The sequence below is a fragment of the Streptomyces sp. Ag109_G2-15 genome (assembly GCF_900215565.1).
Classification (GTDB): Bacteria; Actinomycetota; Actinomycetes; order Streptomycetales; family Streptomycetaceae; genus Streptomyces; species Streptomyces diastatochromogenes.
Map to the genome: position 1 here is coordinate 1,125,077 of NZ_OCNI01000001.1, position 13,758 is coordinate 1,138,834.

12 protein-coding genes are annotated in these 13,758 nt (G+C 71.1%); 1 reads left to right on the plus strand and 11 read right to left on the minus strand.

Annotated elements, in window-relative coordinates; genetic code table 11:
- Positions 1 to 14: 14 nt before the first annotated feature.
- From CRP49_RS04655 to CRP49_RS04695, 9 genes are all read right to left on the minus strand, one after another.
- Positions 15 to 590: a GNAT family N-acetyltransferase gene (locus CRP49_RS04655; protein WP_097252268.1), complete on the minus strand. Its 576-nt coding sequence runs from the start codon at positions 588 to 590 to the stop codon at positions 15 to 17.
- Positions 568 to 2,799 (minus strand): MMPL family transporter, encoded by a 2,232-nt coding sequence (locus CRP49_RS04660; protein ID WP_097252269.1) that lies wholly within the window; start codon positions 2,797 to 2,799, stop codon positions 568 to 570. Before CRP49_RS04660 ends, CRP49_RS04655 begins: the two co-directional genes overlap by 23 nt.
- 223 nt (positions 2,800 to 3,022) lie before the next feature.
- Positions 3,023 to 3,361, minus strand: a complete 339-nt coding sequence (locus CRP49_RS04665) for a hypothetical protein (RefSeq protein ID WP_097252270.1) — start codon at positions 3,359 to 3,361, stop codon at positions 3,023 to 3,025.
- 109 nt (positions 3,362 to 3,470) lie between these two features.
- Complete coding sequence (gatB, locus tag CRP49_RS04670) at positions 3,471 to 4,985, minus strand: Asp-tRNA(Asn)/Glu-tRNA(Gln) amidotransferase subunit GatB (protein WP_097252271.1); 1,515 nt, start codon at positions 4,983 to 4,985, stop codon at positions 3,471 to 3,473.
- Between the two features lie 16 nt (positions 4,986 to 5,001).
- Positions 5,002 to 5,241 carry a hypothetical protein gene (locus CRP49_RS04675; RefSeq protein ID WP_067008367.1) on the minus strand — a complete coding sequence of 80 codons (240 nt, stop codon included), beginning with the start codon at positions 5,239 to 5,241 and terminating at the stop codon, positions 5,002 to 5,004.
- The gene (gatA, locus tag CRP49_RS04680; RefSeq protein ID WP_097252272.1) at positions 5,238 to 6,731 is read right to left on the minus strand and encodes an Asp-tRNA(Asn)/Glu-tRNA(Gln) amidotransferase subunit GatA; all 1,494 of its coding nucleotides are present in this window, start codon (positions 6,729 to 6,731) and stop codon (positions 5,238 to 5,240) included. Before gatA ends, CRP49_RS04675 begins: the two co-directional genes overlap by 4 nt.
- Positions 6,732 to 6,735: 4 nt before the next feature.
- Positions 6,736 to 7,032 (minus strand): Asp-tRNA(Asn)/Glu-tRNA(Gln) amidotransferase subunit GatC, encoded by a 297-nt coding sequence (gene gatC, locus CRP49_RS04685; protein ID WP_018531282.1) that lies wholly within the window; start codon positions 7,030 to 7,032, stop codon positions 6,736 to 6,738.
- Positions 7,033 to 7,308: 276 nt separating this feature from the next.
- On the minus strand, positions 7,309 to 7,800 hold the full coding sequence (locus CRP49_RS04690) for a cupin domain-containing protein (protein WP_094220601.1): 492 nt from the start codon (positions 7,798 to 7,800) through the stop codon (positions 7,309 to 7,311).
- A gap of 36 nt (positions 7,801 to 7,836) precedes the next feature.
- Positions 7,837 to 8,208 carry a DUF4267 domain-containing protein gene (locus CRP49_RS04695; protein WP_097252273.1) on the minus strand — a complete coding sequence of 124 codons (372 nt, stop codon included), beginning with the start codon at positions 8,206 to 8,208 and terminating at the stop codon, positions 7,837 to 7,839.
- A gap of 87 nt (positions 8,209 to 8,295) precedes the next feature.
- Here CRP49_RS04695 and CRP49_RS04700 point away from each other — a divergent pair, with 87 nt between their 5' ends.
- Positions 8,296 to 8,874, plus strand: coding sequence for a TetR/AcrR family transcriptional regulator (locus CRP49_RS04700; RefSeq protein WP_097252274.1), 579 nt, complete (start codon positions 8,296 to 8,298; stop codon positions 8,872 to 8,874).
- A 175-nt stretch (positions 8,875 to 9,049) separates the two neighbouring features.
- Here the strand turns inward: CRP49_RS04700 and CRP49_RS04705 are convergent, their stop codons facing one another.
- Together CRP49_RS04705 and ligA are read right to left on the minus strand one after the other, a co-directional pair.
- Positions 9,050 to 11,290 carry a bifunctional diguanylate cyclase/phosphodiesterase gene (locus CRP49_RS04705; protein ID WP_097252275.1) on the minus strand — a complete coding sequence of 747 codons (2,241 nt, stop codon included), beginning with the start codon at positions 11,288 to 11,290 and terminating at the stop codon, positions 9,050 to 9,052.
- 259 nt (positions 11,291 to 11,549) lie between these two features.
- Positions 11,550 to 13,745: an NAD-dependent DNA ligase LigA gene (ligA, locus tag CRP49_RS04710; protein WP_097252276.1), complete on the minus strand. Its 2,196-nt coding sequence runs from the start codon at positions 13,743 to 13,745 to the stop codon at positions 11,550 to 11,552.
- Between the last annotated feature and the right edge of the window lie 13 nt (positions 13,746 to 13,758).

Below are 13,758 nucleotides of genomic sequence, written 5' to 3' on the forward strand. Positions count from 1 at the left end.
GTCTGAGAGGTCTCTTAATGATCGTTGTGCGCGCCGCGCGCGCGTGCGGCACGCCACTCGGGGGCGAGGACCGACCAGACCTCGATGTCGTGCCGGACGCCCTGGTGAGGGTGGCTCTCCCGGAGCACACCGTCCCGTGTCATCCCCAGCCGCCGGGCGACGTTGATGCTCGGCAGGTTGCCGGACGCCGCGTGCCACTCCACCCGGTGGATGCCCCGCTCCTCGATCGCCCAGTCGACGAGCACCCGCATCGCGCGGGTGATCAGTCCGCGTCCCGTCGCGGCGGGCTCCAGCCAGCAGCCGACCTCACAGTTGCCCTGCCCGGCGTCGAAGTTCAGCGTCAGCACCCCGCCCACGAGCTTCCCGTCCAGCCAGATGCCGTGGTACGAGGCGGTGTCGGCGGCGCGCATGTCGGCGTATCGCTGCAGCGTGTCCCGCGCGGACGCCACGTCCGTGGCCTGCGAACCGAACGGGATGAACTGCCCGATGAACTCCCTGCCCCGGTCCAGGTGCGCGAGGAACTCCTCGGCGTGCCAGACCTCCAGGGGCCGCAGTTCGGCACCGTCGTCACCCAGGGATATCGCGTACATCGCGCTGCTGCTCCTCCCGCAGTTCCTCCACCGGCATCCTGCTGAGCCTCTCATGGGCGGCGCGGCACTCGGGCGGCTCGATGCTGATGCGCGGCAGCCGGCGCTCCAGCCAGGCGGGCAGCCACCAGTTGGCGGCGCCGAGCAGGTGCATCAGGGCGGGCACGAGCAGGGTGCGCAGGACGAAGGCGTCGAGGGCGACGGCGGAGGCGAGCGCGATGCCGAACATGGCGATCACCCGGTCGCCGCTGAGCACGAAGGCGAGGAAGACCGAGATCATGATGACCGCGGCGGAGTTGATCACCCGGCTGGTCTCGGCGAGTCCGACGCGCACCGCCCGCCGGTTGTCGCCGGTCTCCAGCCACTCCTCGTACATCCGGCTGACCAGGAAGACCTGGTAGTCCATGGAGAGCCCGAACAGCACCGAGACCATGATCACGGGCAGGAACGGCTCGATGGGGCCCGCCCGGCCGAGGCCGAGCAGTTCGCTGCCCCAGCCCCACTGGAAAACGGCGACGACGATGCCGAAGGCGGCGGCCACGGCGGCGATGTTCATCGCGGCGGCCTTCAGCGGGATGCCGAGCGAGCGGAAGGCGACCAGCAGCAGGAGACAGCCGAGCCCGATGACCACGCCGACGAACAGCGGCAGTCTGCCGACGATCACATCCGCGAAGTCGTCGTAGCTCGCCGTCACTCCGCCGACGTGCACGTCGAGGGAGGTGCCGGTCTCCGCGCGCGCGAGCACCTCGGTGCGCAGCCGGTCGACGAGGTCGCTGGTGCGCTGCGACTGGGGTGCGGAGTCGGGGACGACCGTGAGGTAGGCGGTGTCGCCGCCGGAGTCGTAGGTCACCGGGGTGACCGAGGCGACGCCCCGGGTGGCGCGCAGGGTGGTGTCGAGGCCGTCCAGGGCGAGCTTGTCGTCGCCGCCGTCCACGCGTGTCACCAGGGTCAACGGGCCGTTCACGCCGGGTCCGAAGCCCTGCGCGAGGAGGTCGTAGGCCTGCCGTGTGGTGGACGAGCGGGGGTCGTTGCCCTGGTCGGAGGTGCCGAGGTGGAGGGAGAGCGTGGGCAGCGCGAGCAGGGCGATGACCGCGACGGCGAGGGAGCCCAGCAGCTTGGGACGGCGCTCCACAAACGCGGACCAGCGGGCGGCGAGACCGGTGGGCAGCTCCGGCTGCGGCCCGTGCTCGGCGAGCCGGCGCCGTTCGCGGCGGCTCAGCGCGCGCGGTCCGATGTACGACAGCAGGGCGGGCAGCAGGGTGACGGAGGCCGCGACGGTCAGGGCGACCGTCAACGACGCGGCGACGGCCACCCCGTTGAGGAAGCCCAGGCGCAGTATCAGCATGCCCAGCAGGGCGATGCACACGGTCGCACCCGCGAACACGACCGCGCGTCCGGTGGTGGCGACGGCGTTGGTGGCGGCCTCGGTGACACTCAGGCCGCGTTTCAGACCGCGCCGGTGCCGGGTCACTATGAAGAGCGCGTAGTCGATGCCGACGCCGAGCCCGATCAGCATGCCGAGCATGGGCGCGAAGTCGGCGACGGTCATCGCGTGCCCTAGCAGCCCGATGCCGGCGTACGCCGTGCCCGCGCCGATCAGCGCGGTGGCGATCGGCAGCAGCGAGGCGGCGAGCGAGCCGAAGGCGAGGAACAGTACGACGGCGGCGACGGCCACACCGACCACCTCGGCCGTGTCCCCGCGCGCGGACTCGGTGAGCCCGATGGCGCTGCCGCCCAGCTCCACCCGCAGCCCGTCCCGTTCGGCGGCCCTTGCGGTGCGTACGACCGCCTCGGCCTGGGACTTCTTGACGTGCTCGGCCGGCTGGGCGAAGGTGACGGTGGCGTAGGCGGTGTGGCCGTCGGCGCTGATCCGGTGGGCGCCCCGACGGCCGTACGGGCCGGACACGGAGGCCACTCCCGGCAGGTCGGCGATCCGCTCCAGGGTGCGGGTCATGGTCCGCCGCACGCCGTGCGCGCGGACGGTGCCGTCGGTGGTGTGCCAGACGACGGTGTCGCTGTCGCCGCCCAGGCCCGGGAAGCCCTCCTTGAGCAGCTGGGTGGCGCGTCCCGACTCGGTGCCGGGGACCTCGTAGTCGTTCGAGTACGCCGAACCGGCAACGGCGGCGGCCGCACTGACCCCGCCACAGGCGAGGAGCCACAGCAGGACGGCGATCAGGCGGTGCCGGACACACCACCGTGTGAGGGCTGCCAAGGACGTGCTCCCAGGGGACGATTTGTGGATCTTTGGCCGGGAACCATCGTCCATGAACTGAACAGCCCGCAAAGAACATATGAGCAACGGGGGCCACTCTTGCAGGCGAAAGTGATCGTTTGCCGCGTTCGTGGACTTATTCACAGGAGTGGGAGGGACGTCACAGGACAATCAGGTGAACTCTGTCGTCCCTGCGGGTACTTTAGGACGCTTTCGCGCCGCCTCAGTCGAACTGGTCGCCGAGCGCCATGACCATCGTCCCCACGATCAGCAGCCACAGCGCGCGGCGGGTACGGCCACGAGAGCCGAGGACGGCGGCGAGGGCACAGACGGCGGCGCCGAGGGCATAGGCGGCGGGCACGAGGGCCGGGGCGGAGCCGGTGAGCCGCAGCAGCGCGGCGGCCAGCCCGGCCAGACACAGCAACGCCCCGGTGCCGGAGGCGATCCAGCGGGCCCGGCGGGCGTCCGAGACCTCGTCCGCCGGCTCCTCCGTCTCGGTTATGACGGGCTCGGTGTCGGAAACGGTGTCGGAAGCTGTGTCGGAAGCGGTGCGTCCACTCATGGCGGGCGAGCGTAGCGCGTCCGGCTGGGAAACCTGATGCGGGGCCGGTAGGCACATGACTGGGGGGACACACCGGTTCCGGTGTGTCCCCCCAGGGAGTTCACGAACGTCAGCCCTCGCTGACGCCCAGCTTCTCCAGGATCAGTTCCTTGACGCGGGCCGCGTCGGCCTGACCCCGGGTCGCCTTCATGACCGCGCCGACCAGGGCGCCGGCCGCGGCCACCTTGCCACCGCGGATCTTGTCCGCGATGCCCGGGTTGCCGGCGATGGCCTCGTCGACGGCCGTACCCAGCGCCGAGTCGTCGGAGACGACCTTCAGGCCGCGCTTCTCGACGACCTCGTCGGGGGTGCCCTCGCCCGCGAGGACGCCCTCGATGACCTGGCGGGCCAGCTTGTCGTTCAGGTCGCCGGAGCTGACCAGCTCGGTGACCCGGGCGACCTGCGCCGGCGTGATCGCCAGCTCGTCCAGCGACTTGCCCGACTCGTTGGCGCTGCGCGCCAGTTCGCCCATCCACCACTTGCGGGCGGAGGCCGCGTCGGCACCGGCGTCGATCGTGGCGACGATCGGGTCCAGCGCGCCGGCGTTGAGGATCGCCTGCATGTCGGTGGCCGAGATGCCCCACTCCGCGAGCAGGCGGGAGCGGCGGGCCAGTGGCATCTCCGGCAGCGCGGCGCGGATCTCCTCGACCCACGCGCGCGAGGGCGCCACCGGGACGAGGTCGGGCTCCGGGAAGTACCGGTAGTCCTCGGCCTCCTCCTTCACGCGGCCCGAGGTCGTCGACCCGGTGTCCTCGTGGAAGTGGCGGGTCTCCTGGACGATCGTGCCGCCGGACGAGAGGACGGCCGCGTGCCGCATGATCTCGAAGCGGGCCGCACGCTCCACGGAGCGCAGCGAGTTGACGTTCTTGGTCTCGCTCCGCGTGCCGAACTTCTCGCTGCCCTTGGGCATCAGCGACAGGTTGACGTCGCAGCGCATCTGGCCCATCTCCATGCGGGCCTCGGAGACGCCGAGGGCACGGATGACCTCGCGCAGCTCACGGACGTACGCCTTCGCCACCTCGGGGGCACGGTCGCCCGCGCCCACGATCGGCTTGGTGACGATCTCGATGAGCGGGATGCCCGCGCGGTTGTAGTCGAGGAGCGAGTGCTGCGCGCCGTGGATACGGCCCGTGGCGCCGCCGACGTGCGTCGACTTGCCGGTGTCCTCCTCCATGTGGGCGCGCTCGATCTCCACGCGGAAGGTCTCGCCGTCCTCCAGCTGTACGTCGAGGTAGCCGTTGAAGGCGATCGGCTCGTCGTACTGGGAGGTCTGGAAGTTCTTCGGCATGTCCGGATAGAAGTAGTTCTTCCGGGCGAAGCGGCACCACTCGGCGATCTCGCAGTTCAGCGCGAGACCGATCTTGATCGCGGACTCGACGCCGGTCGCGTTGACGACCGGGAGCGAGCCGGGCAGGCCGAGGCAGGTCGGGCAGGTCTGCGAGTTGGGCTCGGCGCCCAGCTCGGTCGAACAGCCGCAGAACATCTTGGTCTTGGTGCCGAGTTCGACATGGACCTCAAGGCCCATGACGGGGTCGTACGACGCCAGCGCGTCCTCGTACGACACCAGGTCGGTCGTGGTGGTCACGGTGAAAACTTCCCTCTCAGCCCAGCAGGACGTCGTCGTCGCCCAGCCGCTTCAGCTCGCGGTAGAGGATGGCGAGGCCGGTGACGATCGCGACGGCGGACACGGTGGCGTCGATGAGCCGCAGTGTGTCGTGCTCGGCGCGCGCCTTCTTGATCTGCTTGGCCACACCGATCGCGCCGAACGCGGTCCCGGCCATCGACAGGTACGTGCCGGACTTCGACTTCTTGAAGCCCTTGGCCTTGTTCAGTGCACTCACAGCGACGGAGCCTCCTCGAGGAGCGGGTGCCCCCACTTTTCCACGAAGGCGGCCTCTACGGCGGCGCCGACCTTGTACAGCCGGTCGTCCTTGAGCGCCGGGGCGATGATCTGCAGGCCCACCGGGAGGTTGTCCTCCGGGGCGAGGCCGCAGGGCAGCGACATGGCCGCGTTGCCCGCCAGGTTGGTCGGGATGGTGCACAGGTCGGCCAGGTACATCGCCATCGGGTCGTCCACGCGCTCGCCGATCGCGAAGGCGGTGGTCGGCGTCGTCGGGGAGACGATCACGTCGACCTGCTCGAAGGCCTTCTCGAAGTCGCGCGTGATGAGCGTGCGGACCTTCTGCGCGGAGCCGTAGTAGGCGTCGTAGTAGCCGCTCGACAGCGCGTACGTGCCGAGCATGATGCGGCGCTTGACCTCGGGGCCGAAGCCCGCCTCACGGGTGAGGGAGGTGACCTCCTCGGCCGAGTGGCTGCCGTCGTCGCCGGTCCGCAGGCCGTAGCGCAGGCCGTCGAAGCGGGCGAGGTTGGAGGAGCACTCGGACGGGGCGATCAGGTAGTACGCCGACAGCGCGAGGTCGAAGGACGGGCAGTCCAGCTCGACGATCTCGGCGCCCAGCTCCCTGAGCAGCGCGACCGACTCGTCGAAGCGCTGGAGCACACCGGCCTGGTAGCCCTCGCCGCGGAACTGCTTGACCACGCCGACCCGCATGCCCTCGACGCTGCCGTTGCGCGCGGCCTCGACCACCGGCGGGACCGGGGCGTCGATGGAGGTGGAGTCGAGCGGGTCGTGGCCGGCGATGACCTCGTGCAGGAGGGCCGCGTCCAGGACCGTGCGGGCGCAGGGGCCGCCCTGGTCGAGGGAGGACGAGAACGCCACCATGCCGAAGCGGGAGACCGCGCCGTACGTCGGCTTCACGCCGACGGTGCCGGTGACGGCGGCCGGCTGGCGGATGGAGCCGCCGGTGTCGGTGCCGATGGCGAGCGGGGCCTGGAAGGAGGCGAGCGCGGCGGAGGAACCGCCACCGGAGCCACCGGGGATCTTGGTGAGGTCCCAGGGGTTGCCGGTCGGGCCGTAGGCGCTGTTCTCGGTGGAGGACCCCATGGCGAACTCGTCCATGTTGGTCTTGCCGAGGATGACGACGTCGGCGGCCTTCAGCTTCTTGGTCAGCGTCGCGTCGTACGGCGGGATCCAGCCCTCGAGGATCTTCGAGCCGACGGTCGTGGGCACGCCCTCGGTGGTGAAGATGTCCTTGAGCGCGAGCGGGACGCCGGCCAGCGGGCCGAGCTTCTCGCCGCGGGCGCGCTTCTCGTCCACGGCACGGGCCTGCGCGAGCGCGCCCTCGCGGTCGACGTGCAGGAAGGCGTGGACCTTCTCGTCCACGGCCTCGATGCGGGCGAGGTGGGCCTCGGTGACCTCGACGGCCGTCAGCTCGCCGGAGGCGATCTTCTCGGCGGTCTGGGCCGCAGTGAGCTTGATGATGTCCGTCATGGGATCAGTCCTCCCCCAGGATCTGCGGCACCTTGAAACGCTGCTGCTCCTGGGCCGGGGCGCCGGAGAGCGCCTGCTCGGGGGTGAGCGACGGACGGACCTCGTCCGCCCGCATGACGTTCGTCAGCGGGAGCGGGTGAGAGGTCGGCGGTACGTCTTGGTCGGCGACCTCGCTGACGCGGGCGACCGCGCCGATGATGTCGTCAAGCTGGCCTGCGAAGTGATCGAGTTCTTCGGGCTTCAGCTCCAGACGCGCCAGCCGGGCGAGGTGGGCGACCTCCTCGCGCGTGATGCCAGGCATGCAGCGATCCTCTGGGGTGAGTGTGTGTGGTTTGGGGCTGGGGCTAGTCGTCCCATTCCCGTCGTCCGCCCGAAGGGCGGGTCGCGCGGCGTCTGGCGCGTGCGATCGCAAGGCGCCGGAGCGTCCTCGTGGCGGAGCCACGTGGACGATTCGGCAACGCGGCGAGCGTGCGTGCCAGGGGTCGCGCGACAGACGGGAATGGGACGACTAGCCCCAATCCTATGGGGCGGGGGCCCGTGCCCGTGAAACGGTTTGCCGGGGCCTCGTCCGACGAGGTCAGCGGCGCCCCTCCCAGGCCACGCTCTGGAGGTAGTGGTTGTCGTACAGCTCCTGCGCTTCGAGGAGGCTTTCCAGGGTCGCCTCGCCGAGGCGCAGGCGCTGGAGGTGGCGGAAGTACTCGAAGCGCTCCACGCCCGGGGTGATCACGATCAGGATGTCCGCGGTGCTGCCCGGCACGGCGGCGAAGGCGTGCGGCTTGCCGGGCGGGACGATGACCAGGTCGCCGCGCTCGGCGGTGACGATGTCGTCGCCGGAGAGCAGCTCGGCGGCGCCGTCGAGCAGGTAGAACATCTCGGCGGAGTTGTGGTGCAGGTGCGGCCTGGCGCCGTCGGCCCCCTCCCCGAGGGTGACGCGCACGGTGGACAGCGCGCCGCCGCTGGCGCTGCTGTCGGCCAGCAGCTTGACCCCGACCGGGGCGCCGCCGACCACCTCGGCCTCGGCGTCCCGCACGATCACGGACTCATCGAACTTCGGTACGAACAACGACATTTCCGAACCCCCTGTTGATGACGTGGACGTACGTCCTCAGACCGCGAAGAGCAGTCCGGCACTGATCAGCACAACGACCGCGGTGGCGAAGTGGATCCCGAAGGCGACGGCCTTCGTACCGCCGTTGCGCAGGACTATCAGCGTGTCGCCGAGCGGGACAAGGGCCACGCAGACCATGAACCAGGCCTCGGCCTGCGCGCCGACGAAGGCCAGCAGGGCCAGACCCACGAGGCCGAAGGCGCCGTCCCGGAGGCCCTTGACCGAGAGGTAGGCGCCGGCGTCGCCGTCCGGCCGGGCGGGGACGCCGTAGCCGGCCGCGGCGGAGGCGGGCTGGAACAGGAACCGGTACCCGAGGAACACGCAGAACAGGTCGAGTACGACGGCCAGGGTGTACGCGGTGACGGTCATGTCTCTTCTCCTCGCTAGCAGCGCTAGGGACAAGAGCGAAGCTATCAGAGCGCCGACAGAAAGGCTAGCGATGCTAGAATCACGGTCATGACGATCCAGACGCGCCGGGAGCGCGAACGAGCGGAACGCGAGCGGCTGATCGTGACGGCCGCGCGGGAACTGGCGGAGGCGGAGGGCTGGGACGCGGTGACCACGCGCCGGCTGGCCGCCGAGATCGAGTACAGCCAGCCGGTCCTCTACAGCCACTTCAAGGGCAAGGACGCGATCATGGCGGCGGTCGCGGTGCAGGGCTGCGCGGACCTGGCAGCCGAGCTGGGGGCCGCGCGCGCGAAGGCGCGGAGCGTGCGGGAGTCACTGGCGGCGGTGGCGGAGACGTACACGTCCTTCGCCCAGCGTCGGCCGGCCCTCTACGACGCGATGTTCACCCACCTGGTGGACCTGCCGTTCGCCACGCCCGAGGCCCCGGCCCCCCTGCGCGAGGCCTTCGGCGAACTGCTCCACGCGGTCGAGCCGATCGCAGCCGAGGGCGACGACCCCGGCCTCCTCACGGAGACGTTCTGGGCGGGGCTGCACGGCCTGGTGACGCTGATGCGCAGCGGACGACTGCCGGCGGAGGCGCACGAGAGGCGGTTGGCGTTGCTGATCGGCCACTTCGCAGGCGGCTGAACAGCTTCAGCCGCCGACGGCGATCAGCCCTGCGGGAAAGGTCACCGCTCCAGCCAGGTTGAACGGGCACATGGCGGGCGACGACCGCGCCACCCGCAGCCGCCGACGGCGATCAGCCCCCACCGGAGACGGCAGCCATCCAGCCCGGTTGAACGGGCGGGCGGGGTGGGAAAAGTTACTCGGCAGCCGGCAGAGCCGCCCGCGGTCGCTGCCAGCCACGAGACCCCCGCGCCAGCAGCCACGCCGTCGTCTCCTCCGGCGGCATCGCCGCGGCGACCAGCCACCCCTGCACGGCGTCACACCCGAGATCCCGCAGCCGCTCCCAGGTCTCGTCGTCCTCCACCCCCTCGGCGACGACCAGCAGCCCCAGCGAGTGCGCCAAGTCGACCGTGCAGCGCACGATCTCCGCGTCCTCGGTGTCCACGGCCAGCCGGGCCACGAAGGACCGGTCGATCTTCAGCTCGCTCACCGGCAGCCGCCGCAGATGCACCAGCGAGGAGTACCCGGTGCCGAAGTCGTCCAGGGACATCTTCACGCCGTGTCCGGTGAGCCCGGCGAGGGTGTCGGCGGCCCGCTGCGGGTCCTCCAGCAGCACATGCTCGGTTATCTCCAGCTGGAGCGCCCCCGCGGGGACCCCGTGCCGGGCCAGCCGGGCGGCGACGGAGCCCGCGAAGCCGGGCGTGTGGACGTCGCGCGGGGAGACGTTCACGGCCACCGGCACCCGCAGCCCTTGGGCCCGCCACCGGGCGACCTGCGCGAGCGCGGTCTCCAGCACGTACTCCGTCAGATGGGGCATCAGCCCCGAGGACTCGGCGATCGCTATGAACTCGTCCGGCGGCACCTTCCCGCGCTCGGGATGCACCCACCGCACCAGCGCCTCCAGGCCGGCGACCTGTCCGTCGAAGCGGACCTTCGGCTGGTAGTGCAGCTGCACCTCGTGCGCGTCCAGCGCCCGGCGCAGATCGCCGAGCAGGCCCAGCCGGTCGGGGGTGTTGGAGTCCCGCTTGGACTCGTAGACCTCGACGCCCGTACGGTCCCGCTTCGCCTGGTACATCGCCACGTCGGCCCGCCGCAGCAGCCCCTCGGCGTCCAGCGCGTGGTCCGGGAAGACGGCGACGCCGGCGCTGGCCTCCAGGACGAGGGTGAGCCCGTCGAGGTCGAGCGGGGAGCTGAGGGCGGCGACGAGGCCGCGGGCGATGCGCGTGGCCGACGTGGTGGAGTCGGCGACCGGCAGTAAGACGGCGAACTCGTCGCCGCCGAGCCGGGCGGCCTCCGCGCCGCGCGGCAGGGCGATCCGGAGCCGTTCGGCTATCTGCAGCAGCAGCCGGTCACCGGCGAGATGACCGAGGGTGTCGTTCACCGACCGGAAACGATCGAGGTCGATCAGCATGAGGGCGGCGCGAGCGCCGATGCGCTCGGCGTCGTCGAGGGCGGTCCATATCCGCTCCTGCAGCCACTGCCGGTTGGGCAGTCCGGTGAGCGGGTCGCGCAGCTGCTCCTCGGCGCGGGCCCGGGCCATCCACAGCGTGGAGTCGAGAGCTATCAGCGGGATGGCGAAGAGCGGGAGCAGGATCGGCTGAGCGTCGGCGACCACGCACACCAGCGGGGCGATGCCGAGCAGCGCGACGGCGACCAGACCCTGTCTGACCAGGGCGGTGCGGGCGACGGTGGGCAGTCCGCCACCACGCGGCGCGTGCAGGTACCACAGCAGGCCGCGGCTGACCGCGAGATAGGCGGCGGCGACGAGCACCACCTCGGGTGCGGTGGTGACGCTCCAGCTGTCGGGACTCCAGGGGTCCTCGACGGTCGGCACGCGCCCGAAGGAGCCGAGCACCAGGGCGCCGGCGCTGATCCCGAGGATGTCCACCGCGCCGTGCAGCACGCCCTGCCGCCAGCGGTGCCGCCTGGCTATGCCCACCAGGACGACGACGGTGAGGCTGACCATCCCGGCGGGCACCCAGCCGTACAGCAGCAGGACGGCGAGGGTGAGGGCCGCGCCGGAGCCGGTGCCGCCCCACCAGCGGGCGCGGCCGAGCATCACGAGGTGGCCGACGATGGTGCCGGTGAGCACGGCCAGCGACCAGCCGAGCGTGCCGCCCGGGAAGAGCGCGTGGTTGCCGCTGAAGGCGCGGTAGAAGCCCGCGCCCAGGGCGAACCCGGCGGCTGCCACGAGGCCCGCGGGCAGCGCGGGCCAGGACAGGTGCCGTTCGGGGTCGGTGCCGGGCAGCACGGGGGCGGGCTCGATGGCCAGCGGGATCGGTGTGTGTGCCTCGGTCGCGGTGCCCGGTCCGGCAGGGCGCGCCGGGGTGCCCGTGCGCTCGGCGCCCCACCCGGTCCACCGGATCCCCCGCCACGCGCCCGCGCGGCGGCGCAGGCGCAGCCGTGAGTCCGGGGCGGCGCTCTCGGTCGGTTCCATTCCCGTCCCTCTCACAGCCGGCGGTGCCCACGCCACGCGGCCCGATGCCCGACAACCATCAGCGGCTCCGCGTTGAAGAAACCTTCCCCGTGCCCTCGGCGGGCAGGGGGATGCCCCAACCGCAGTTGGGCACGGCAGGCGCACACCTCAACAGTAGGCCGCAGAAGGCTTCCTCGGGCAGCGGTCGTCGACGGTTGCCCGAATGCGCCCGGGCCACCCGTATGCAACTGATATGCGCCGAACGGGTGGCCTTCAACCGCTACTCCCCGGTCGGAAGTGCGACTTCCGCCGCCGCCTCGGGGCCCTGCTCCAACAGGACGCCGAAACCGTCCTCGTTCAGAACCGGAACCTTGAGCTGCATGGCCTTGTCGTACTTCGATCCCGGGTTCTCACCCACGACCACGAACGAGGTCTTCTTCGACACCGAACCGGTCACCTTCGCGCCGCGGCTCTGCAGCGCCTCCTTGGCGCCGTCCCGGGTGAAGTTCTCCAGCGTGCCGGTCACGACGACGGTGAGACCCTCCAGCGGGCGCGGCCCCTCGTCCTCGCCGGCGGACTCGTCCTCCAGCGGCACCCCGGCCGCCTTCCACTTTCGGACGATCTCGCGGTGCCAGTCCTCGGCGAACCACTCCTTGAGGGCGGCGGCCACGATCGGACCGACGCCGTCGGTGTCCTTCAGCTCCTCCTCGGTGGCCGCCTCGATCCGTTCGATCGAACCGAAGGCACGGGCCAGCGCCTCCGCCGCCACCGGCCCGACGTGTCGGATGGAGAGCCCGTTCAGGAAGCGGGCGAGCGGACGGGTCTTGGCCGCCTCGATGTTCTCCAGCAGCGCGAGGGTGTTCTTCTTCGGCTCGCCCTTCTGGTTGGCGAAGACCGTGACGACCTTCTCCTCGCCCGTCTTGGGATCCCGTTTGGGCAGGCCGCTGTCCGCGTCGAGGACATAGGCCTTGATGGGCAGCAGCTTCTCCACCGTCAGGTCGAACAGGTCGCCCTCGTCCACCAGCGGCGGGTCGGCCGGCTCCAGCGGGCGGGTCAGCGCGGCGGCGGCCACCTGGCCGAAGTGCTCGATGTCCAGGCACTCACGACCGGCGAGGTAGGAGACACGCTCGCGCAACTGGGCCGGGCAGGTACGCGCGTTGGGGCAGCGGAGGTCGATGTCGCCCTCCTTCATGGGCCGCAGCGGCGTCCCGCACTCGGGGCACTCGCTCGGCATCACGAACTCCCGCTCGGCGCCGTCCCGCAGGTCGACCACCGGGCCGAGGATCTCCGGGATGACGTCGCCGGCCTTGCGGATCACCACGGTGTCGCCGATGAGCACGCCCTTGGCCTTGACGACCTCCTGGTTGTGCAGGGTGGCGAACTCGACCTCGCTGCCCGCGACCGTGACCGGCTCGACCTGCGCGTACGGCGTGACGCGGCCGGTGCGGCCGACGCCCACCTTGATGTCGATGAGCTTGGTGTTGACCTCTTCCGGCGCGTACTTGTACGCGATCGCCCAGCGCGGGGCACGCGCGGTGGAGCCGAGGCGGCCCTGCAGGCGGATCTCGTCCACCTTGACGACGACGCCGTCGATCTCGTGCTCCACGGAGTGGCGGTTCTCGCCGTAGTGGGCGATGAACGCGCGGACGCCGTCGAGGTCGTCGACCACCCGGTTGTGCCGGGAGGTGGGCAGGCCCCAGGTCTTCAGCAGGTCGTAGGCCTGGGAGAGACGGGTCATGCCCGTGAAGCCCTCCAGGGCGCCGATGCCGTGGACGACCATGTGCAGCGGACGGGTGGCGGTCACCCGCGGGTCCTTCTGGCGCAGCGAACCGGCCGCGGCGTTGCGGGGGTTGGCGAAGGGCTTGTCGCCGGCCGCGACCAGACGGGCGTTCAGCTCCTCGAACTTCTCCATCGGGAAGTAGACCTCGCCGCGGATCTCCACGAGGTCGGGGACGTCGTCGCCCTGGAGGCGGTCCGGGATCTCCGTGATCGTCCGGACGTTCGGGGTGATGTCCTCGCCGGTGCGGCCGTCGCCGCGGGTGGCCGCGCGCGTGAGGCGGCCGTGTTCGTAGGTGAGGTTGACGGCGAGGCCGTCCACCTTCAGCTCGCACAGGAAGTGGTACTCCTGCTCGCCCAGCTCGCGCGCGATGCGGTCGGCCCAGGCGGCCAGCTCGTCGTCGTTGAAGGTGTTGTCCAGGGACATCATCCGCTCGCGGTGCTCGACCGCCGTGAACTCCGTCGCGTACGACCCCGCGACCTTCTGGGTCGGCGAGTCCGGGGTGCGCAGCTCCGGATACTGCTCCTCCAGCGCCTCCAGAGTCTTCAGGAGCTTGTCGAACTCCGCGTCGCTGATGACGGGAGCGTCCTTCACGTAGTACCGGAAGCGGTGCTCCTCGACCTGCTCCGCGAGCTGGGCGTGCTTCTCGCGGGCCTCGGCGGGCACCGCCGTCGTCTCCGCTTGCTTGTCGCCGGCCACCGTGTTGTCCTCC

Bases quoted from the DNA above. Each gene is read 5' to 3' on its own strand.
- CRP49_RS04655 (WP_097252268.1), bottom strand. From the start codon at position 590: ATGTACGCGATATCCCTGGGTGACGACGGTGCCGAACTGCGGCCCCTG.
- CRP49_RS04665 (WP_097252270.1), bottom strand. From the start codon at position 3,361: ATGAGTGGACGCACCGCTTCCGACACAGCTTCCGACACCGTTTCCGAC.
- gatA (WP_097252272.1), bottom strand. From the start codon at position 6,731: ATGACGGACATCATCAAGCTCACTGCGGCCCAGACCGCCGAGAAGATC.
- gatC (WP_018531282.1), bottom strand. From the start codon at position 7,032: ATGCCTGGCATCACGCGCGAGGAGGTCGCCCACCTCGCCCGGCTGGCG.
- CRP49_RS04690 (WP_094220601.1), bottom strand. From the start codon at position 7,800: ATGTCGTTGTTCGTACCGAAGTTCGATGAGTCCGTGATCGTGCGGGAC.
- CRP49_RS04695 (WP_097252273.1), bottom strand. From the start codon at position 8,208: ATGACCGTCACCGCGTACACCCTGGCCGTCGTACTCGACCTGTTCTGC.
- CRP49_RS04700 (WP_097252274.1), top strand. From the start codon at position 8,296: ATGACGATCCAGACGCGCCGGGAGCGCGAACGAGCGGAACGCGAGCGG.
- CRP49_RS04705 (WP_097252275.1), bottom strand. From the start codon at position 11,290: ATGGAACCGACCGAGAGCGCCGCCCCGGACTCACGGCTGCGCCTGCGC.